Annotated in this window: 14 protein-coding genes and 1 tRNA gene; 13 read left to right on the forward strand and 2 right to left on the reverse strand. The window is 68.9% G+C overall.

Annotated elements, in window-relative coordinates; genetic code table 11:
* The first annotated feature begins 113 nt into the window (after window positions 1-113).
* The gene (locus tag LLS1_RS12065) at window positions 114-1,304 is read left to right on the forward strand and encodes an ATP-binding protein (RefSeq protein WP_226655849.1); all 1,191 of its coding nucleotides are present in this window, start codon (window positions 114-116) and stop codon (window positions 1,302-1,304) included.
* Complete coding sequence (locus tag LLS1_RS12070) at window positions 1,301-1,993, forward strand: response regulator transcription factor (RefSeq protein WP_226655851.1); 693 nt, start codon at window positions 1,301-1,303, stop codon at window positions 1,991-1,993. Before LLS1_RS12065 ends, LLS1_RS12070 begins: the two co-directional genes overlap by 4 nt.
* A gap of 38 nt (window positions 1,994-2,031) precedes the next feature.
* Here the strand turns inward: LLS1_RS12070 and LLS1_RS12075 are convergent, their stop codons facing one another.
* Window positions 2,032-2,403, reverse strand: coding sequence for a hypothetical protein (locus LLS1_RS12075; RefSeq protein WP_226655853.1), 372 nt, complete (start codon window positions 2,401-2,403; stop codon window positions 2,032-2,034).
* 874 nt (window positions 2,404-3,277) lie between these two features.
* Between LLS1_RS12075 and LLS1_RS12080 the strand changes: the two genes are divergently transcribed.
* The 7 genes from LLS1_RS12080 (at window position 3,278) to LLS1_RS12110 (ending at window position 8,811) form a co-directional block, all read left to right on the forward strand.
* Window positions 3,278-3,350 (forward strand) — tRNA-Trp (locus tag LLS1_RS12080).
* A gap of 42 nt (window positions 3,351-3,392) precedes the next feature.
* On the forward strand, window positions 3,393-3,665 hold the full coding sequence (secE, locus tag LLS1_RS12085) for a preprotein translocase subunit SecE (protein WP_223359715.1): 273 nt from the start codon (window positions 3,393-3,395) through the stop codon (window positions 3,663-3,665).
* Between the two features lie 55 nt (window positions 3,666-3,720).
* Complete coding sequence (nusG, locus tag LLS1_RS12090; RefSeq protein ID WP_226655855.1) at window positions 3,721-4,641, forward strand: transcription termination/antitermination protein NusG; 921 nt, start codon at window positions 3,721-3,723, stop codon at window positions 4,639-4,641.
* A 101-nt stretch (window positions 4,642-4,742) separates the two neighbouring features.
* Window positions 4,743-5,174: a 50S ribosomal protein L11 gene (gene rplK / locus LLS1_RS12095; protein ID WP_223359717.1), complete on the forward strand. Its 432-nt coding sequence runs from the start codon at window positions 4,743-4,745 to the stop codon at window positions 5,172-5,174.
* Between the two features lie 92 nt (window positions 5,175-5,266).
* Window positions 5,267-5,956, forward strand: a complete 690-nt coding sequence (rplA, locus tag LLS1_RS12100) for a 50S ribosomal protein L1 (RefSeq protein ID WP_223359718.1) — start codon at window positions 5,267-5,269, stop codon at window positions 5,954-5,956.
* Between the two features lie 226 nt (window positions 5,957-6,182).
* Window positions 6,183-8,177: a protease pro-enzyme activation domain-containing protein gene (locus tag LLS1_RS12105; RefSeq protein WP_226655857.1), complete on the forward strand. Its 1,995-nt coding sequence runs from the start codon at window positions 6,183-6,185 to the stop codon at window positions 8,175-8,177.
* A gap of 94 nt (window positions 8,178-8,271) precedes the next feature.
* On the forward strand, window positions 8,272-8,811 hold the full coding sequence (locus LLS1_RS12110; RefSeq protein ID WP_226655859.1) for a GNAT family N-acetyltransferase: 540 nt from the start codon (window positions 8,272-8,274) through the stop codon (window positions 8,809-8,811).
* A 41-nt stretch (window positions 8,812-8,852) separates the two neighbouring features.
* Here the strand turns inward: LLS1_RS12110 and LLS1_RS12115 are convergent, their stop codons facing one another.
* Window positions 8,853-10,565 (reverse strand): hypothetical protein, encoded by a 1,713-nt coding sequence (locus LLS1_RS12115; RefSeq protein WP_226655861.1) that lies wholly within the window; start codon window positions 10,563-10,565, stop codon window positions 8,853-8,855.
* A gap of 375 nt (window positions 10,566-10,940) precedes the next feature.
* On the opposite strand from LLS1_RS12115, the gene LLS1_RS12120 reads away from it, so the two are divergent.
* The 4 genes from LLS1_RS12120 to LLS1_RS12135 all read left to right on the forward strand — a co-directional run bounded on the left by LLS1_RS12120 (window position 10,941) and on the right by LLS1_RS12135 (window position 19,741).
* Window positions 10,941-11,246, forward strand: a complete 306-nt coding sequence (locus LLS1_RS12120; RefSeq protein WP_226655863.1) for a hypothetical protein — start codon at window positions 10,941-10,943, stop codon at window positions 11,244-11,246.
* Window positions 11,236-12,516: a hypothetical protein gene (locus LLS1_RS12125; RefSeq protein ID WP_226655865.1), complete on the forward strand. Its 1,281-nt coding sequence runs from the start codon at window positions 11,236-11,238 to the stop codon at window positions 12,514-12,516. The genes LLS1_RS12120 and LLS1_RS12125 overlap by 11 nt, the downstream gene beginning before the upstream one ends.
* A gap of 210 nt (window positions 12,517-12,726) precedes the next feature.
* Window positions 12,727-15,294, forward strand: a complete 2,568-nt coding sequence (locus LLS1_RS12130) for a hypothetical protein (RefSeq protein WP_226655867.1) — start codon at window positions 12,727-12,729, stop codon at window positions 15,292-15,294.
* A gap of 166 nt (window positions 15,295-15,460) precedes the next feature.
* Window positions 15,461-19,741 carry an Ig-like domain-containing protein gene (locus LLS1_RS12135; RefSeq protein WP_226655869.1) on the forward strand — a complete coding sequence of 1,427 codons (4,281 nt, stop codon included), beginning with the start codon at window positions 15,461-15,463 and terminating at the stop codon, window positions 19,739-19,741.
* Window positions 19,742-19,823 lie beyond the last annotated feature (82 nt).

The following is a 19,823-nucleotide window of genomic DNA, read 5'->3' on the forward strand; positions in this document are numbered from 1 at the left end:
TTCGATCCTGGCTCGCGGGTGAGCGGCGCGACATGGGGTGACACCCTGAACGGACCCTGATTACCCGGGCCGTGGGCTGTCCGGGGGCCTCCTGGTCTGCTTGGATTCTGGTCATGACCCCCACCGCTCCCGCTGCCAGGACGCCTCTCGCGCGGCCGCGCCAGTGCGTGTTCGGTGGAGTGTGCGAGGCGCTCGCCGACCACCTCGGCTGGCCGGTCGCCGCGGTGCGGTGGATCTTCGTCGGCACGTCGTTCGTGGGCGGGGCGGGTATCCTCTTCTACTTGTGGCTCTGGGCGCTCACGCCGCTGCGGTCGCCGATCGACGGCGAAGCGGTCGAGAGAGTGCGCCGCCGGGTCAACATCCCCTGGCTCTTCGGGATCGCCGGGGCGGCCTCTGGAGTCGTCTCTGTCGTGCTGGTGGCCGATGGAGCCGTCGGCGCGGGAATCAGTTTCCTGATCCTCGCCATACTCCTGCTCGTGGCCGCGGTGGCATGGGACCAGCTCGTCGAGGACGACAGCCTGCTCCCGACCCCGTTCTCCGCCACGGCGTTCCGCGTCGCCGCCGGAGCCTTCCTCGTGATCGTCGCTCTCGTGCTGAGCGTTCTCCAGAGCGCCAGGAGTTCCGGCCCGCTCTGGATCGGGATCATCGCGGCGACCTTCGCCGGGGCGGCCGTGCTCGTCGCGCCGTGGGCGCTGCGTCTGTGGCGGGAGCTCATCTCGGAACGCACGGCGCGTATCAAGGAGGAGCAGCGGGCGGAGATGGCGGCCCATCTGCACGACTCCGTGCTGCAGACTCTCGCCCTCATCCAGAACCGTGCAGGAGCCTCGAGCGAGGTGGGCCGCATCGCCCGCGCCCAGGAGCGCGAACTGCGGGAGTGGCTGTACGCCGATGGCGCGCACGCCGCGGAGCGCGAGGACGCGGATCTCGCGGGCGAGTTGCGCGACGTCGCGGCGGCACTGGAGATCGACCACTCGGTCCACTTCGACATCGTCTCCGTTGGCGAGCCGGTGCGGAACGCACCGCCCGAGCTCGGAGCGGCCGCACGTGAGGCGATGCTCAACGCCGCCCGGCACGCGGGCGGCGAGGTCTCGGTGTACGTGGAGGGCGGCACCGGCTGCGCCGACGTCTTCGTGCGCGATCGCGGCAGCGGCTTCGACGTCGACGCCCTGCCCGAGGGCCGACTGGGTGTGCGGGAGTCCATCATCGGCCGGATGCGCCGCGCAGGCGGGGCGGCGACCGTCACCTCGCGCCCGACGGGCGCCGAGGTCCACCTGAGAATCGAGTTCGCGAGTGAGGAACCATGACAGACGACACCGGCGACACCTCTGAGGGCGCCGACGCCGGGCGCATCCGCGTCGTGATCGTCGACGACCACTCCATCTTCCGATCCGGGCTTCGGTCCGACCTCGATGAGCGTCTCGAGGTCGTCGCAGAGGCCGCCGATGTGGAGGCCGCCGTCACGGCGATCGTGCGCTCCCAGCCCGACGTCGTGCTCCTGGACGTTCACCTCCCCGGCGGCGCGGGAGGGGGTGGCGCGGAGGTCCTGCGTCGTGCGGCGGCGGAGTGTCCGCGGACACGCTTCCTGGCCCTGAGCGTCTCCGATGCCGCGGAGGACGTGGTGGGTGTCATCCGAGCGGGTGCTCGCGGCTACCTCACCAAGGGGAGCTCGGGCGGGCAGGTCAGCGACGCCGTGGTGGCGGTCGCCGGCGGAGACGCCGTCTTCTCGCCGAAGCTGGCCGGGTTCGTGCTGGACGCCTTCGGCGCCGCGGCCGGCGAGCAGGCGGAGTCGACCGAGGAGCTCGACCGGCTCTCCGCGCGCGAACGCGAGGTCATGCGATTGATCGCCCGTGGGTACGCCTACAAGGAGGTCGCCTCCGAGCTGTTCATCTCGATCAAGACCGTCGAGACCCACGTCTCCGCCGTGTTGCGCAAGCTGCAGCTCTCGTCGCGGCACGAGCTCACGGCCTGGGCTCTGGAGCGAAAGCTGCTGTAGTCGCCCCCACGGCGTGATCGCGAGCCCTCCTCGGGCGCTCATCGCGTCGCCCGGGCGAGGATCGCGCGCACGCGTCGCGGCATCCCCGGATCGGCGAGGTCGTGCGGGCCGAGCTCGACGATCGTCCAGCCGTGCGCCTGGAGGTCGAGCCTTCGCTCCGTCGTGTCGCGCGCATCCCGGTCGGTCTGCGCCCGTCCGTGCCGACACTCGAGGATCACCCGGCGCTCGGGGAAGACCAGCCCGCCCGGGTGTGCGCGACCGGAGCCGGTGCGGATGGGGAAGGCGGTCTCGTAGCCGATGATGCCGGCGTCCGCGAGCCGGAATCGCAGCCGCGACTCCTCCGGCGTCGCCGCCCGCGGATCCAGCAGTCCGAGGGCTTTGACCAGGTCGGGCCGCCCCCGTCTGGCCACCGACCGATCGAGCGCGGCTCGCAGTGATCGTCGTGGGTCGCGCTCGCCGGAGTTCCGGAGCAGGCATCGCCGGCGACGACCAGATCCTCGAGGGCGAGCGTTCCGGCGAGCTCGCACCAGGCGCGGCTCGGCGCGCTCAATTGCAGGCCGTCCTGCACCACCACGTCGCCGAAGGCGACACGCACCGAGTGCCCGTGCACGCCGGCTCTGCGCGGCGCGCGGGCCGGGGCGGGGACGGACACGTGGAGCCCCGAGGGGAGGCGCGGGAGCGGGAGGCCGTGCAGCGCAGCCGCCGTGGGGCCCGAGAAGAACGCGCCGGGCGGCGCCACGGCAAGGAAAGCGCGACACCGCTCGTCGAGTGTCTGCGGCGGAGTGGTCGTGACCGCGCCGTGGAAGGGGCGCACCACCCCCGGTCCGCGGAGTCGTTTGGGGCTGACGCCGAGGCTGCGCGCCTCGCGGACGGAGAGGGTTCGGCGGCGGAGGTCGGAGGGGAGTGCGGTGTTCATGGCCCCACTCTCCCGTGCCGATAGGCGCCTGAACGGGTTGTCCACAGCCTCCCGCTCGACGAATCGGGTGAGATGTCACGACACGCCCCGATGGGGTCGAGGGGGCGGGGGAAATCGGCGCTCTGTGACGTCTCGCGCCGGATCGGACCGAGGCCGGCAGTGAGGAGGCGGGTGCTTTTGCGCAGCGGGTGCGGCGTCACGTACACTTGACGCGGTGGTTGAATCTGCCAAGCTTTTCTGCGCCTTTTTTCGGTGACGGCGACGGCAGTCCTGCCGAGCTGTGATCAGGCATCCGGAGCACATTCGGATGCGTGATCGGCTAGCCTTGATCGGGAACGTCGCGGAGGGCTCGCGGGTTCGTCTTCCCTAGGGCGGTAGCTCAATTGGCAGAGCAGCGGTCTCCAAAACCGCAGGTTGCAGGTTCGATTCCTGTCCGCCCTGCAAGTCGACATTCCGATGTCGGCCCACGAAAGGTGTAACGAGGTGGCCCGAAAAGTTATCGACGAGCCGAGCGAGGACATCGTCGCCAACGCGAAGAAGGAGCGCGCTGAGAGGCGCAACCCCTTCGCGCGCATCGCGCTGTTCATCCGCCAGGTCATCGGCGAGCTCAAGAAGGTCGTCACGCCGACGCGCAAGGAGCTCCTGAGTTACACAGGGGTCGTGCTCGTCTTCGTGGTGATCATGATGGCGCTCGTGTCCCTCCTCGACTGGCTGTTCGGCCTGGGTGTTGTCTGGGTCTTCGGCAACCCCACCTAGAGCCGACCGGCTCGGCCGGAACACCGGCCTCCCCGACAGAAATGGAATGAATTCAGTGTCTGAGACGAATCGCGACGACGTGGACTGGGCCACCGCTGCCGAGCAGTCCTCCGAAGACGACGAGGCGCAGACCGGCAACGTGCTGGAGCACGACGAGGACGCGTCGGACGCCGCCGAGCACGAGGCGCTGCACATCGTGGCGGAGGACGGCACGGAGATCGACCTCGACGCCGTGCTCGACGCGATGGCGGAGGCCGTCGACCCCGAGGCCGACAAGGCCGTCGACGAGGCTCTCGAGGTCGACAGCGACGACGAAGCCGAGGCTGCTCAGGAGGCCGTGGAAGACGAGGACGAGGTCGCCACCGACCCGTACGAGGAGTTCCGCACCGAGCTCCGCAGCAAGATCGGCAAGTGGTACGTCATCCACTCCTACGCCGGCTTTGAGCGCCGGGTGAAGTCCAACATCGAGAACCGTATGGTCTCGATGAGCATGGAGGACTACATCTACGAGGTCCAGGTCCCGATGGAGGACGTGGTCGAGATCAAGAACGGCCAGCGCAAGATGGTCAACCGCGTGCGCATCCCGGGCTACGTGCTCGTGCGCATGGACCTCAACGAGGACAGCTGGTCGGTCGTCCGCCACACGCCGGGCGTCACCGGCTTCGTCGGGAACGCGCACAACCCGACGCCGCTGCGCTTCGAGGAGGCCTTCTCGATGCTGAAGAGCCTCGTCCAGGTCGATGCCGCGCCGGTCAAGGGCGCCGCCAAGGGCCAGAAGGCCGCCGCCCGGGTCATCCCGGCCGAGGTGGACTTCGAGATCGGCGAGACCATCACGATCAAGGAGGGCTCGTTCGCGGGCCTGCCCGGATCGATCAGCGAGATCAAGCCGGAGAGCGGCAAGCTCACCGTCCTCGTCTCGCTCTTCGAGCGCGAGACCCCGGTCGAGCTGAGCTTCGACCAGGTCACGAAGCTCTGACCCCCTAGTTTTCAGATCACCGGGTCTCGGAAGGGCCGAGAAACCGGGAGAGCGTCGCGGAGCGATCCGTCGCCGCTCGAATACACAAAGAAGGAAGAGACATGGCACCGAAGAAGAAGGTCACCGGTCTGATCAAGCTTCAGATCAACGCCGGCGCCGCCAACCCGGCCCCGCCGATCGGCCCGGCCCTGGGTCAGCACGGCGTGAACATCATGGAGTTCTGCAAGGCGTACAACGCCGCGACGGAGTCGCAGCGCGGCAACGTCATCCCGGTCGAGATCACCGTCTACGAGGACCGTTCGTTCACGTTCGTCCTGAAGACCCCGCCCGCGGCCGAGCTCATCAAGAAGGCGGCAGGCGTCGCCAAGGGCTCCGGCGTCCCGCACACCACCAAGGTCGGCAAGCTGACCCAGGACCAGGTGCGCGCCATCGCCGAGCAGAAGATGGTCGACCTCAACGCGAACGACATCGACGCCGCGTCGAAGATCATCGCCGGCACCGCCCGTTCGATGGGCATCACCGTCGAGGCGTAAGCCCCGACCGCCCACCCCCACACCTCCGCCGAAAGGCATCACTGTGGCAGAGCCGGCCAGGCTCGCACCACATTCTCGTTAGGAGAAAACTCATGGCACAGAAGTCCAAGGCCTACCGGGCCGCGGCCGACAAGATCGAGGCCGGCAAGTTCTACACCCCGACCGAGGCCGTCGCCCTCGCTAAGGAGACCGGTTCCGCCAAGTTCAACTCGACCGTCGAGGTCGCGCTGAAGCTCGGTGTGGACCCGCGCAAGGCGGACCAGATGGTCCGCGGTACCGTCATCCTTCCTCACGGCACCGGCAAGACCGCGCGCGTCATCGTCTTCGCAACCGGCCCTGCGGCCGAGGCGGCCATCGCCGCCGGCGCGGACGAGGTCGGCGGCGCCGAGCTGATCGAGAAGGTCGCCGGCGGTTACACCGACTTCGACTCGGCCGTCTCCACTCCGGAGCTCATGGGCCAGGTCGGCCGTCTCGGAAAGGTGCTCGGTCCGCGTGGCCTCATGCCCAACCCGAAGACCGGCACGGTCACCCCGGATGTCGCGAAGGCCGTCTCCGACATCAAGGGCGGAAAGATCGAGTTCCGCGTCGACAAGCACGCCAACGTCCACTTCGTGGTCGGCAAGGCGGGCTTCACCCAGGAGCAGCTCGACGAGAACATCAAGGCCGCCCTCGAAGAGGTCGTCCGTCTGAAGCCGTCGGCAGCCAAGGGCCGCTACATCCAGAAGGGCGCCGTGTCGACCACGTTCGGCCCCGGCATCCCGCTGGATGTCAACGCGATCTGACGTTCGCGAGACTCACGAAGGGGTCGGTTCCGGCAGCAGCCGGACCGGCCCCTTCGGCGTTCCTGAGACGTCGGTCCGATCCTGAGAGAACGTACACATTCGGTAAGTATCGCGACAGACCCGTCTACCCCATCTTGTGTGGCAGATCCACGGGGTTTACGCTCGCCCTGGCGCGCGCCGCGCGCCGGCTCGTTGCCGAGTCCGTCCGAGTGAAGGATGACGTTTCATGACTCCTCGCACCACACGATCCCTCCACAAGAGGGTCGTCGGAATCATCGCCACCGTGGCCGCCACGGTGGCTTTGTCATTGGCGGGAACCTCCGCGGCCACCGCCGCCGACCGGGTGACCTATGCCGACTCCGTGCCCTCGTGGGCGACCGCCGCCAACGACGCGGGCGCCGCACCCGCCGATACGACGGTCGAAGGCGAGATCTACCTCCCGCTGCGCGACCAGAAGGGTGCGGAGACCCTCGCGAAGCAGGTTTCGAACCCGGCGATCGCCGGCTACCGCAAGGCGCTCAGCCCGGCGCAGTGGATCGGCCGGTTCTCGCCGACGCAGGCGGACTCGGACGCCGTGGTGAGCTTCCTCACCACTGCCGGCCTCACGATCACCGCGGTTCCCGCGAGCCGTCAGTACGTCGTCTTCCGGGGGACGCCCGACCAGATCGGCTCGATCTTCGGCACCTCCCTCCACTCCTTCAACTACGCGGGACGCCAGCTCATCGCGCCGGCGACCGCGCCGTCGCTGCCCGCGTCGATCGGAACCAAGGTCTCGGGCGTGAGCGTCGAGCAGTCGCGCACCCTCACCCGCCCGGATTCGATCCAGCAGGGAGACCTCGGGTCCTCCGGAGAGCCGCAGCTGTCGCGCAAGGTGGCCGCGGCGCCGGTCATCACGACGCCGTGCTCGCACTACTTCGGTGAGAACACCGTGACCGTGCCGGCGGCGTACAACGGCCAGACGAAGTACAGCACCTACAACTGCGGCTACACCCCGCAGCAGCTGCGCAGCGCGTACGGCCTCAGCGACCTCAACAAGCGCGGTACGAACGGCACCGGTCAGACCGTCGCCATCATCGACGCGTACGCCAGCCCGAGCATCGTGAAGGACGTCAACGACTACTCCGCACAGAACGGTGAGCCCGGTCTGACGAACTCGTCGTACCAGCAGCTCGTGCCCAAGGCGAGCGACTTCACCGATCAGGAGCTGTGCCAGTACCCCAGCGGCTGGCAGGGCGAGCAGACCCTCGACGTCGAGTCGGTCCACGCGATCGCACCCGGGGCGCGCATCCTCTATGTGGGAGGCACGAACTGCGGTGGCGGTCTGGATGTCGCGATGTCGAAGATCCTGGACAACAAGCTCGCGACGATCGTGAGCAACAGCTACGGCAACGTAGGCGAGGCGGTCCCGGCCGACGTGATCCAGGGCGAGGTCAACCTCCAGCTGCAGGCCGCCGGCGAGGGCATCGGCCTCTACTTCTCGAGCGGTGACAACGGCGACGAGGTCGCGAACCTCGGCTACGCGTCGCCCGACTTCCCGGCGTCCTCGCCGTGGGTCACCTCCGTGGGCGGCACGAGCATGGCGATCGACAAGAACGGCAAGATCGCCTTCGAGACCGGCTGGGGCGACACCGTCGACCAGATCGTGAAGAACGCCGACGGCACGCTGAGCTACACCGAGCCGCTCCCCGGCAGCCGTTTCGTCGGCGGCGCGGGAGGCGGCACGAGCGCCGTCTTCGCGCAGCCGGACTACCAGCGCGGCATCGTGCCGGCGGCCCTCGCCTCCGGCAAGCGGGTCTCGCCCGATGTCTCGGCCCTGGCCGACCCGTACACGGGCTTCCTGATCGGGCTGCGGCCGATCGTGGACGACGACACGCTCGCCGTGGGCGACTACGTGAACGAGACCTACGGCGGAACCTCGCTGGCCTCGCCGATCGTGGCCGCGCAGATCGCGATCGTGCAGCAGGCGACGCACACGACGATCGGGTTCGCGAACCCGACGCTCTACGCGGTCAAGCGGGTGCTGCCGAACAGCTTCCGCGACGTGCTGCCGCAGAACCCGACCCAGGCGGTCGCGTACACCAGCAAGACCAGCGGCAACAGCTTCCTGGTCTCGTTCGACCAGGACACCACCCTCAAGACGGCCAAGGGGTACGACCCCGTGACCGGGCTCGGTGACGTGTCCTTCGACCTGCTGAGCCTGGTGGCGCAGGGCCGGCACTAGCCGCGCACCCGTCACCGCGCGCCGGCCGGCCGTCCCCTTCCCCCGGGGGCGGCCGGTTCGTCGTGCGGGGCGACGGGAGCGCTACCCTGGTGCGATGACCGTGACCATCCGCACCGCCCTGGTGGAGGACGCCGCGGCTGTGGCCGCCGTCGCCGCGGTGACCTTCCCGCTCGCCTGCCCCCCGCACACGTCGGACGAGGCGAAGGTGCACTTCATCGCGACCGTCCTCTCGCAGGAGCGGTTCTCCGGCTATCTCGCCGACCCGGGCCGTCGCCTCCTCGTGGCCGAGGACGCGTCGGGGGAGGTCATCGGTTACACCATGATCGTCTTCGGGGAGCCGGAGGACGAGGATGTGCGCCGGGCGATCCGCGTGCGCCCCACCGCCGAGCTGAGCAAGTGCTACGTGCTGCCGGACCACCACGGCGACGGTGTCGCCGGCCGGCTCATGGCCGAGAGTGTGCGGGCTGCCGAGGAAGACGGCTCGCGGGCGATGTGGCTGGGCGTCAACGAGGAGAACGTGCGGGCGCAACGGTTCTACCGCAAGCACGGCTTCGAACGGGTCGGCTCCAAGCGGTTCCTCGTCGGTGAGCGCTGGGAGGACGACTGGGTGATGGAGCGGCCGACGCTCCGCTGAGACCGCCGCTGAGCTCGTTCCCGCCGACGCCTCCTCGACGGTCAGTGGGGTTCGGCGGGCGCAGACGGGTCGGTGGTGAGGGTGAACTGCTCGAGCTCCCCTGTCTCCCGCAACTGGTCGATGTACTCGGTGAATGAACCTTCGATGTCGAGGAGGGGATCGAGCGCGACCTTGCGGAAGATGCTCATCCCTCCGACGATCATCAGGTCCCCGAGGTTCTTGGCGGCCTCCGAAAGGAGCGGGAAGTCGGTGGCGAAGCCGGGTCGGGCCGAGGGAGGCGTCCCGAAGTGCTCGATGTAGACCTTTCCCGCCGCCTCCTTCGTCGGCACATGGATGAGGGTCTCGACGAGGCCGAAGACCACGTACCACCACCACTCGTGCACGTCGAAGTCTTCATGGGCGAACACCGGGTAGAGCGCGAGTATCGAGCCGTAGTCCCAGACGTTCTCCAGCACCTCCTCGAACGTCTCGGCGACGACGCTGCCGTGGGTGAGTTCGGAGACGTTCGTCCCGATCTCCGTCGCCCGCAGCTCGGTGCGTGCCACGGCCAGCTTCTCGGCGCGTGTGAGAACGGAGGCCGTGTGAGAGGCCCCATCGACCTCGGTGGCCGCGGCGCGGAGGACGCTCGCGTCGTCCGCGGACGGCAGGAGGCTGCGGATGACCTTCGACACCCGTGTGAGGCCGGCCGAGATGTCGATGCCGGCCGACAGGAGCAGCTTGTTCGCCGTGCCGAGGAACGCCCGCGAGAGGTCGAAGCCCAGTGATCCGGCGATCATGCCCGTGAAGATCGCGAGGGTCTCCGCCACCTCCGTGTCGTGCCATTGTGCGACGAAGCCGCCGCTGCGGCGATCGAGGGAGACCACTCCGCGGATGACGAGCTCCTGGAGGTACCACTCGGCCGTGTTGTAGACCGCCTTGTACAGGTACAGCTCTCCTTTGGCGAGCGTCTGTGTGACGGACCGGCTGAGCAGGGAGGAGACCATGGACAGCTCTGTCGAGACGTCGGCCAGCGGTGTCGTGCCGGCGGCTCCGAGCGGCGTCACCACACGTGCGGTGCCGCCCACGCTCTCGAACGAGCTGCGCGCGCCGGTGACCGTCGCGCGCAGACCGGAGCCTGTCTGCGCCGCCGTGCGCACGGCCCCGCCGCCCAGCTCGACGGAGGCTCGCGTGAAGATCCCGCCGCCGACGCGGGCGACGGCGACTCCACCCTCCAGGGACGCTCCGCCCAGCGGGAAACCGAGCTCGGGCGTCGTCGTCAGGATGTTTCCGATCGAACGGGCGACCGCGCCGCTGAAGGAGGAGGCCGCCTCGATGGCCTGCAGGGCCAGACCACCGATCGCGGTCGCCGCGTCGGAAAGGGCGTCCGCGATCGTGGCGAACAACCCCATCAGCGCCGCGTCGATGGCCCCGCCGCAGAAGAACCCGATCACGATCTCCACGACGGCGAAGACGATCAACAGCACCCAGGTCAGGATCTCGCGGATGCTGCAGCTCTGAGCGCGTTGCAACTCCTCCGCGTAGACCCGGATCTGCTGAGCGTATTCGTGGAGTCCGCCAGAGTACTCGCCCAGACACTCCTCGAACTGGGTGAGCACCTCCATCGCCTGTGCCGCGACGTCCCCGCTCCAGGTGCCCAGCTCAGCGACGAGCTGCAGGTCGTGCTCGGTGGTGGTGACCGCGTTCGCGTATCGATCGATGGCGTCCGCTGCGGCGAAGATCGCACCGGGGTTGCCCGACGGCTTGCTGCACGACATCGGCGGTCACCGTCCTGGGCGACGAGCCATCAGATCGCACATGTCGCGCTCCTTCCACCAGGGGGCCGGCTCGCGCTCGACGTCCGTCTGCGATCCCCGGCTGTGACACGGCCCACCTCAGCACGACACCGCGTGTTTGCGGTCGCGCACGGCGCACATGTCATCCTCCGGAGGTAGACCGACCGGTGCATCGAGGCGTATCCGCGACGAGATCATGAGCCCAAAGTTGACTCCTGGCCGGCGGCCGTCGGGCAGCGGCGGCGTGCGTGTAGAGATGTCGGAGGAGACCGGTCCTGCTGCCGCGCCCGCGGTTGCCATGCGGTCGTGCGCACGAGGGTCGGCTCGCACTCGCCGGCCGTGGTTTGGAGGAGCCCGATGGACGTTCGTTACAGCGTGGAGGTCGAGGGGCTCCGTCGTGTCGTCGCCCGCCTGCGCGGCCATTCATCGGAAGAGGCCGGGTTCGTTGCGAACTACGGGACGATGCAGGCCGCGTCCGGGGCGTTCTCGACTCCTGCCGACAATCAGGGCTACAGCAACCAGCTCGCGCAGATCGTCTCGCAGCACGACCAGATCGTGCGCATGTACGACAACGTGCTGGACCGCCTCGAAGCCGTGGCACGCAACTACGACGAGGCGGACGGAGCCTCGTCGCTCTCGACGGGTGGCCCACATGGCGTGTGAGAAGCCCCACGGCAATCCGGCAGCGATCTTCGCCGCAGCGGATGCGATCGACCGTTATGCGTGCTCGACCGAGGTGCGGATGGGGGAAGCCGTGTCTCCCGCGCAGGTCGGACGGTGGACGGGCGCCGTGGCCGATCAGGTGTCGGCCGTCGCTGCCGAGCTCGACAGCTATCTCGGCGGGTACTCGTCCCAGTTGCACGAGTATGCCTCGCAGTTGCGCGCGTACGCGACCGAACTGCAGCAGTCGCAGTCGTGCTCGCTGTCCGAGATCCTGACCTGGGTCTTCTTCGCGGTGTTCGTGGTCGTGGAGATCGTGATCGGATTCTTCTCCGGAGGGATCCTGAGCGGAATGCTGATGAGTGCGTTCTCCGGTCTGATGGACTCGATCTCGACCCTCACTGCGGGGATCGGGACAGCGGTTCTGGACACGATCGAGATCATCGCCGAGACGGGTGGATCGGTCGGGCGCACCGTCGCCAACATCGCCCGCGCGGTCCCGGAGGTTGCGAGCCGCTTCGCCGGTCAGGCCGGCCGGTTCCTGGTCAACCGGGTAGAGGACGTCGGTCGCGACGTGACGGAGGACTTCATCACCAAGGCCGTCTCCACTATCGGTCGTGGGCCTGGAGCCCTCGCCGCCCAGTACGGGCTGGTGGACGGTCTCGGATTCGCCAGCAACCTTCTCCCGCTCGGCGAAGCGGCATCCGCCATCAAGCACGGGGCGAGCTCTCTCTTCTCCCGCGCCGGGCGCCTCGGGGCAGGACTCGAGTTGCCCGCAGCGCGACTGTCGGCCGGACCGCAGCTGATCCCCACCTCGCCGCGCGTCGCCACCGGTCTGGATTCGCTCCCGGTGACGGTCAGAGACGGGATGGCTCCGGGCACCGCCCCGGGCACCGCGCTCGGCGGTTCCGAGCCTCCGGTGGTTCCGGTTCCGGTGGTGCATGCGCCTCAGCCGGAGGTTCCTCCGGTGGTTCCGGTTCCGGTGGTGCATGCGCCTCAGCCGGAGGTTCCTCCGGTCGTTCCTGCTCCGGTCGGGCAGGCTCCCGTCGTGCAGGTGGGACTCGACGATGATCTGTCCCGCGCGTTCGCCCCCTCTCCCGTCGTGCAGCCAGAGGCCCCCGCTCCGGGCATCTCGCCGCTCCACCGCCCGGAGACGCCGATGCCGCACGCTGAGCCGTCGGGGGAGCCGGTGCTGTCGTCCGCACCGCCGCCTGTGCCTCCGGTCGGCTCGCCGGGCCTGATGAGCCCCGGCCTTCCCGATCCTCAGGCATAGGCACTCGATATCGTCGGGTCACCGGAGCTGCCGTCGTCGCCGACCGCGCAGACGGTCGCTCCGGCCACACCGGACGAGCCCTTCATCCACTCGGCACCCCAAGACCACGACTGGCCGTTCCGGTATCCGGTCGACCCGCCCGTGGTCCCGCACGGAGAGCCCCGCCCCGCGATTGTTCCGCAGGCGCAGCAGATCGCCCACGAGCGAGGCTTGACGGCCGCTCCCTCCCACTACGACATCTACCAGAGCGGATCGGCGATCTCGGACGATCCCTTCTTCGGCGCCCGGGACGACATCGTCGCCTGGACCCTGCGCCGCGAGCCCGTCCTCCGGCTCACGCGCGCCGGATTCGACGATGCACAGATCGCCGAGGCACTCGGGATCAGCCCCGACGTGGTCGCCGACCAACGCGCCACGATCTTCCAGGATCTCCGGGGTCACGGCATCGTCGATCCCGACGACGCTCTGCGCCGATCCCTGCTGCCCGACTATCAGTCGCTCATCCACCGGCTCCTCGCCGACCCGAACGCGCCGCGAACGGTCGACGACGTCGCCGAGCTCTTCCATGTCGACCCGGTCGAGATCGGCTACCTGTCCCGCACCGCTCCGAACAACCCACCACTTCTCCCTCCGACTCCGCACTCGCACGGGCACGTCGAGGCCCCCGCCACCGAACCCCCCGCCCCCGAAACCCCCGCTGTCCCATCTCCGGCGGTCGTCGACAGCCCCGACGTGCCGGACCTTCCCAGCCCTCCGGCTCCCACCCCTGACGTGACCGCGGAGCGGCGCGCCGAGCTCTTCGCGGCTCGCGAGCGCGCCCGCGCCTTCCTCGCGACCGGGCCCGGACCGTTGAACGTCGGGCTGACATCGCCCAACGAGGCGTTGACGCTCCGGCTCGTCGCCGAGGGATTCACGTTCGACGAGATCGCCGCGATCTCCAACACCGCCGCCGCAACGCACCAGATCCACTATCAGCGGGGCTCCCGCCTCTTGCCGGTGGGAGAGCCCGCCCGCATCCGGTCCTTGGCCGAGCTGGACGAGGCCGCAGTCGAGCTCATCGAACGGGGAGCGACGCTCGAGGACGTCGTGGCGTTGCCCTACCTCCAGCGAAGCGTGATCGAGCGTCTGGCCGACCTTCCCGCCGCCCCCACCCGCGGCGATGTCAAACGCATGTATCGGATCCTGGAGGAGGAGCTCGGTCTCGGCCGCAGGTACATCGTCGCGCTCGAGAACAAGGCCTACCAGCATCTCGGGCTCCTCGGGAACGTCGGGTCGTCCCGCGCGTACATCCGTCATCTGCTCGCCGATGCACCGACTCTCTACGATCCGCTGGACGACCCGTTGATCCACGTGGTGGCGGGGGTGTCGGACCATCAGCGTCTCGCGATGCTCCTCGCCCGCGAGAGCCTCACCGACACGGAGATCGTCGAGGCGATGAATCACCTCGTCGGCGGGCAGACGTTCACCGTCCCGCTCGTCCGCGCACTGTTGCGCAACGGGCAGAACCAGCTCGCCGATGTGGGGATCACCGTGCTCGTCCATCCTCCGATCGCGACCGGTGGGCTCACCCGGTTGCACCTGCCACCGCTCCAGCAGTACCTCGTCCGGCGTCTCCGTCAGGGGGCCGGTCTCGAGCAGATCGCGGGGGAGCTCGGCCTCGCCCCCGAGCTGATGACGACCCTCGTCTCCCACGCGCGGCAGCTCCTGAACGCCGACGACGCCGATGAGCTTCTGCGTCTGACCGGCGGACACCCGCACGGATCAGTCTCCGGTGAGTCGCCCGTGCCGGTCAGCCCTCCGTCGTCCGCCCACGGGCCCGTGCAGGCGGGGTCGACGCCCGATCCGGCCCCGACGCCGAGGACGGACCCGCCCTCGCCGGTGGATCCGCCCTCAGCCGCGCTCCCTCCTCGGGCGCCGATCGCGCCCCCCGTTCAGATCCCCTCGATATCGTGGCTCATCACGCCGGACCAGAACACTGTCCTCGTGATGCGGGCGTGGGGGTACGCGGACGAGGAGATCGCCTCGATCACGCATATTCCGGTCAGCAAGGTGAAACCGCTCGAGATCGCCGGGCTGGAGCGACTCGGGCTCATCCTGCAGGGTGCTCCGGCCTCCGCCCGGGAGGTGGCGCGCAATCAGCTGAGACTGGCGCTCGACCTGCCGCGCGACCCGCGGCTGCCGATCCCCCGTGGCGACAGCTGGCCGGTCAAGCTGAGCGCCGCCAACCGGTTCGCCGCCGAGGTCCTCGCCGAGTCGGACGACACCGGCCACGGTCTGCTCGAGCTTCCCGGGCTCATCAGCGCACCCGGCCATCTGCTCCCCGCCGGCCGCTTCTTCGCGCTCAGCACGTTCGTTCCGTTGCTGTTGCGCGAAGGACTGCCGATCACCGAGATCGCGCGCCTCGGCGCCGCGCGGGTGGAGGACGTGGTCAAGGCGATGCAGGGATCTCTGCGCCTGCTGAACATCCGTCGTGGCCGGCTCGGCCGGTTCTCGGCGAACTCGTATATGCCGTCGACGGAATTCTTCCAGCTGGCGCGGGGAACCTCCTTCGCGCGTCAGGTGGCCGATCTGCCGCCCCTGCAGAGGGACGTGGTGCGGATGCGGGCCGCCGGGCACACCGACGAGCAGATCGCCGCTCAGCTCGGCCTCACGCAGCAGATCGTCGTCGCCCTCGAGGCGGCGGCGCATCAGCACCTCGGCCTGACACAGCGGTACGCCTCGTACACGCCCACCGACTCCGTACGCCGCCAGATCGCCGCAGCGCTCGGCATCCGCTGAGCCTGCGCTGTGGGAGTCCCGGGGCGGTGATCCGCCGCCGACGACACCGGCGGGTGCTTCAGAAAGTTGATACCTGTCGCCGCCGGCCCCCGCATCAGCGGCGGGCTCGGAATGATGCAGAGTGTTCCATTCTCGCTTACCCGATAGGAAATCAAAGGACTTTATCGTGAAGAACTCTCAAACGAACTGCCTGCGGAAGCGCCTGCTCTCCGCGGCAGTGGTGGCGGCCATCGCCACCTCCGGCGTCGGCCTGACCGCCGCTCCCGCCCTCGCAGCCGCGCCCGGCCACTCGATGGGCGTCGGCAGCCAGGTGAAGGCGGCGGCCGCGACCTCGGGCAGCATCACTCCCAACAACGGGCCCGCCGCCGGCGGCGGTACCGCGACGATCTCCGTCCCCGAGCTGACGACGGGGGTGACCCCCAAGGAGCTGGACCACGGTGGTGGTGTGCTCGGCTCTGACGACCAGTTCTACATCCCTCACGCGGCCTTTCGCCCGATGGGGCTCCCGACGGGTGTCACCGTCGTCAAACACACCAGCTGGTTCGCCGGCGGGTACTTCTACGCATCGGTCATCGGCTCCGACGGCAACCTCTACTACACCGGCAGCGGTTTCGACTTCTACCGGATCAACCTTCCATCGGGTGTGAACCCGCAGTCGTTCGTCGCGGACGGAACCGTCATCGGGTCGAACGGTACCCTGTACCGGAGCACCGACGGCGCGGCGCTGCCCATGCCGGCAGGGGTGACTCCCGCACAGATCACCAGCGACATGCACGGCTGGGCGGTCACCATGATCGGCTCCGACGGCAACCTGTACTTCAACGACTTCGGCGGAACCTTCCGCAAAGTCAGCCTGCCGAGCGGTGTGACGCCCAAGTCGGTTGTCGACGGCGGGACCGTCATCGGCTCCGACAACAACCTCTACCGGCCGGGCGACGGCGGGCTGATCGCGCTTCCGAGCGGTGTCACGGTCTCGAAGGCGAGCGGTCTGCGTGCCTGGACCACGGTCATCGGTTCCGACGGGAACGTCTATACCAACGACGGTGGCTCGTCAGGCACGTCGTTCCGGAAGCTGGCGTTGCCGGCCGGCGTGACCGCGAAGTCTCTCTTCCCCGGCGGGGGTATCAACGGTTCCGACGGTAAGATCTACCGCCCCGACGGCCAGGAGCTCGTCATGCCGGCCGGCATCCAGGTCGTGTCGGCCGTCGCGATCAACGACTACGCCTACGGCGCACAGATCGTCGGCTCCGACGGATTCATGTACGCCGCCGACAACAACTCCATGCCCTCCAAGATGCAGGGCTTCCCGACCGGTGTGACGAAGACCGTGACCGGTGTCACGATCGGTGGTGTGGCCGCGACCGGTCTGACGCAGTCGGGCACGTCGGTGTCGGTGACGGTCCCGGCTCATGCGGCCGGTGCCACGGACGTGGTCGTCACGACGTCTGACGGCTCGACGTACACGCTTTCCGGCGCCTACCGCTACAACGCGCCGTTCGTGATCTCGTCTCCTGCCTCTGGCGCGACGGTGACGACGGCGAAGCCGACCTTCACGGGTACCGGGACAGTCGGCGCCGCGATCTCGGTGAAGTCTTCTGACGGAACGGCTCTCGGTACGGGCACCGTGGGCTCGGACGGGAAGTGGTCGGTGACCTCCACCGCTGCGCTGTCCGCGGGTGCCGCGAGTGTGACGGTGTCGCAGGACGCATCGGGTTCGACCACGTCCGCTTCCGTGTCCTTCACGGTGGCGCCGGGCGCTCCGGTGGTCATCTCGTCTCCCGTCGCCGGATCGACGGTCAACGTCGCGAAGCCGACGTTCACCGGAACCGGTGAGAAGGGCGCGGCGATCACCGTCAAATCGGGCGCGACGACGCTCGGCACCGGCACCGTCGGCAGCGACGGCAAGTGGTCGGTGGCCTCCACGGTCGCTCTGGCCGCCGGCGCGGCGAGCGTGACCGTGTCGCAGTCGGCGTCGGGGATCACGACCGACACCTCCGTGTCGTTCACGGTCGCACCGGCGTCGCCGATCGCGATCGTCACCCCGGCGCAGGACTCGACGGTCCCGAACCGGAAGCCGACGTTCACGGGCACCGCGGTGCCCGGCTCGGACGTCTCGGTGAAGACCTCCGCGGGCACGGCCCTGGGCTCGGCGAAGGCCGGAACCGACGGGAAGTGGTCGGTGACGTCCTCGGTGTCGCTCCCCGATGGCGCGGTGTCGGTGACGGCGGCGCAGACCACTCCGGGCGGGATCACGACGGACACGTCGGTGTCGTTCACGGTCCAGGCTCCGGCCTTCGCACTGGGGTCGCCGGCCGTGGGCTCGCTGGTGCGCACAGCGCCGACCGCCTTCACGGGCACCGGCGACGCAGGTGCCACCATCGAGATCGACGACGAAGACGGTGGGCTCCTGTCGTCGGCGACGGTGGACGCGGACGGCAACTGGACTGCTCCGGTGTCCGGCCTGACCGAGGGCGTCTACAAGGGCGAGGTCCGTCAGATCACGACCGACCACACGGTGTCCGAGCTCGCGTACGAGTTCGAGTACCGCAAGGTCGCTCAGGTGAGCCTGACGGCTCCGGCGATCGACGCGACGGTGTCGAGCTCGCGCCCGACCTTCTCCGGCAAGGGTGAGCCGGGCGCGACGGTGACCATCACGGACGCCAACAAGCGCCAGCTGGCCACGGCCACCATCGGCACCGACGGCACGTGGTCGGCGACGTCGATCTACACGCTGACCGCCGGCAAGCAGGAGGGTGTCGTCACCCAGTCCTACAACGGCGCGGTGTCGTCCGCTCCGTACCGGTTCACCTACAAGAACACCCCGGTCGTCGCACCGGTGGTCCTGACCGCCCCGGCGAACGGCTCCACTGTGACGACGGCGACCCCGGCGTTCCAGGGCACCGGTCAGCCGAACGCGACGGTCAACGTCTACGGCAGCAGCGGTCGCCTGCTCGCCTCGGGCACGGTCGACTCGACCGGTCACTGGTCGGCGACCTCGACCGTCTCCCTCGGCAACGGCGCGTATGTCGGCACCGTCTCCCAGACGGCGTCGGGCGTCACCAGCTCTGACACGTTCAGCTTCACGGTCAACACGTCCGCCCCGGCGACCGCGGTGACCCTGTCGACTCCGGCGAAGGACGCCACGGTCAAGACCCCGACTCCGGTGTTCGCCGGATCGGGTCAGGCCGGCGCGGCGATCACGGTCCTGGACGCCAAGGGCAACACGCTGGCCACCACCAAGGTGGGTGCAGGCGGAACCTGGTCGGCGACTTCGATCTCGCTGCCGTCCGGCTCCTACACGGGCACCGTGCGCCAGAACATCGATGGTCAGACCAGCGATGCGGACTTCGCGTTCACTGTCGCCCTGGCCAACGTGACCCTGCTGGCGCCGACCATCGACCAGGCTGTCACCACCGCGACCCCGGTGTTCTCCGGCACCGGACAGCCGGGTGCGAAGGTCACCGTCAAGACTGCTTCCGGCACGACTCTGGCTCAGGCCACGATCTCGGCCGACGGCGTCTGGTCGGCGACCTCCACGGTCACCCTCGCCAAGGGGTCCTATGCCGGCACCGTGTCCTCGGACGCCGCCGGTCAGACCAGCAGCACGCCGTTCCGGTTCTCCGTCGTCGCCAACCCGGCGGCACCCGTGAAGCTGACCACTCCGGTGGCCGACGCGAAGCTGTCCGACCCCAACCCGGTGTTCACCGGGACCGGTCAGGCCGGAGCCACGATCACCGTCGCCGGATCCTCCGGCAAGGTGATCGCCTCCACCACGGTCGGCAGCAACGGCACGTGGAAGGCGACGTCCACGATCGCGCTGGGCGACGGCAGCTACGTCGGGACGGTCACCCAGAACGCCTCGGGTGTGACGAGCACCGCGAAGTACTCCTTCACGATGATCAAGCACGTCAACGTCACGCTGACCAGCCCTGCGCTGAACTCCACCGTGACCTCGACGACCCCGACGTTCTCCGGCAAGGGGACCCCGGGTGCGACGATCAGCGTCAAGGGAAGCAGCGGCAAGGTGGTGGCCTCCACCACGGTCGCCTCCAACGGCACCTGGTCGGCCACCTCCACCATCACCCTGGTGAAGGGGACCTACGTGGGAACGGTCAACCAGACCGCTGACGGCAACACCGACAGCACTCCCTACCAGTTCACTCTCAACCCGGCCGCCCCGGTGAGCGTCCTGACGCTGACCAGCCCGGCCAGCGGTGCGACGGTCACCACCACGTCGCCGACCTTCATCGGCACCGGCGCACCCGGCGCCACGATCAAGGTCGTCGGCAACAGCGGGAAGGTCCTGGCGACCACGACCGTCGGCACCGACGGCAAGTGGACGGCCACGACCAGCCTCACCCTCGCGCGTGGCAACTACATCGGGAACGTCGTCCAGACGCTGTCCGACAAGACCACCCAGGTGGCGTACGCGTTCAGCATCAAGTGATCTGAACCCGGCCGAACGACAAGCCTGAAGCCCGGGAGCACATGCTCCCGGGCTTCAGGCCTTTCTCGTCCGGCGGCATCCT

Origin of the sequence: Leifsonia sp. LS1 (assembly GCF_020521355.1) — a bacterium.
GTDB lineage: Bacteria > Actinomycetota > Actinomycetes > Actinomycetales > Microbacteriaceae > Leifsonia.

Bases quoted from the DNA above. Each gene is read 5' to 3' on its own strand.
- LLS1_RS12065 (WP_226655849.1), top strand. From the start codon at position 114: ATGACCCCCACCGCTCCCGCTGCCAGGACGCCTCTCGCGCGGCCGCGC.
- LLS1_RS12115 (WP_226655861.1), bottom strand. From the start codon at position 10,565: ATGTCGTGCAGCAAGCCGTCGGGCAACCCCGGTGCGATCTTCGCCGCA.
- LLS1_RS12125 (WP_226655865.1), top strand. From the start codon at position 11,236: ATGGCGTGTGAGAAGCCCCACGGCAATCCGGCAGCGATCTTCGCCGCA.
- rplA (WP_223359718.1), top strand. From the start codon at position 5,267: ATGGCACAGAAGTCCAAGGCCTACCGGGCCGCGGCCGACAAGATCGAG.
- rplK (WP_223359717.1), top strand. From the start codon at position 4,743: ATGGCACCGAAGAAGAAGGTCACCGGTCTGATCAAGCTTCAGATCAAC.
- LLS1_RS12105 (WP_226655857.1), top strand. From the start codon at position 6,183: ATGACTCCTCGCACCACACGATCCCTCCACAAGAGGGTCGTCGGAATC.
- LLS1_RS12070 (WP_226655851.1), top strand. From the start codon at position 1,301: ATGACAGACGACACCGGCGACACCTCTGAGGGCGCCGACGCCGGGCGC.
- LLS1_RS12120 (WP_226655863.1), top strand. From the start codon at position 10,941: ATGGACGTTCGTTACAGCGTGGAGGTCGAGGGGCTCCGTCGTGTCGTC.
- LLS1_RS12110 (WP_226655859.1), top strand. From the start codon at position 8,272: ATGACCGTGACCATCCGCACCGCCCTGGTGGAGGACGCCGCGGCTGTG.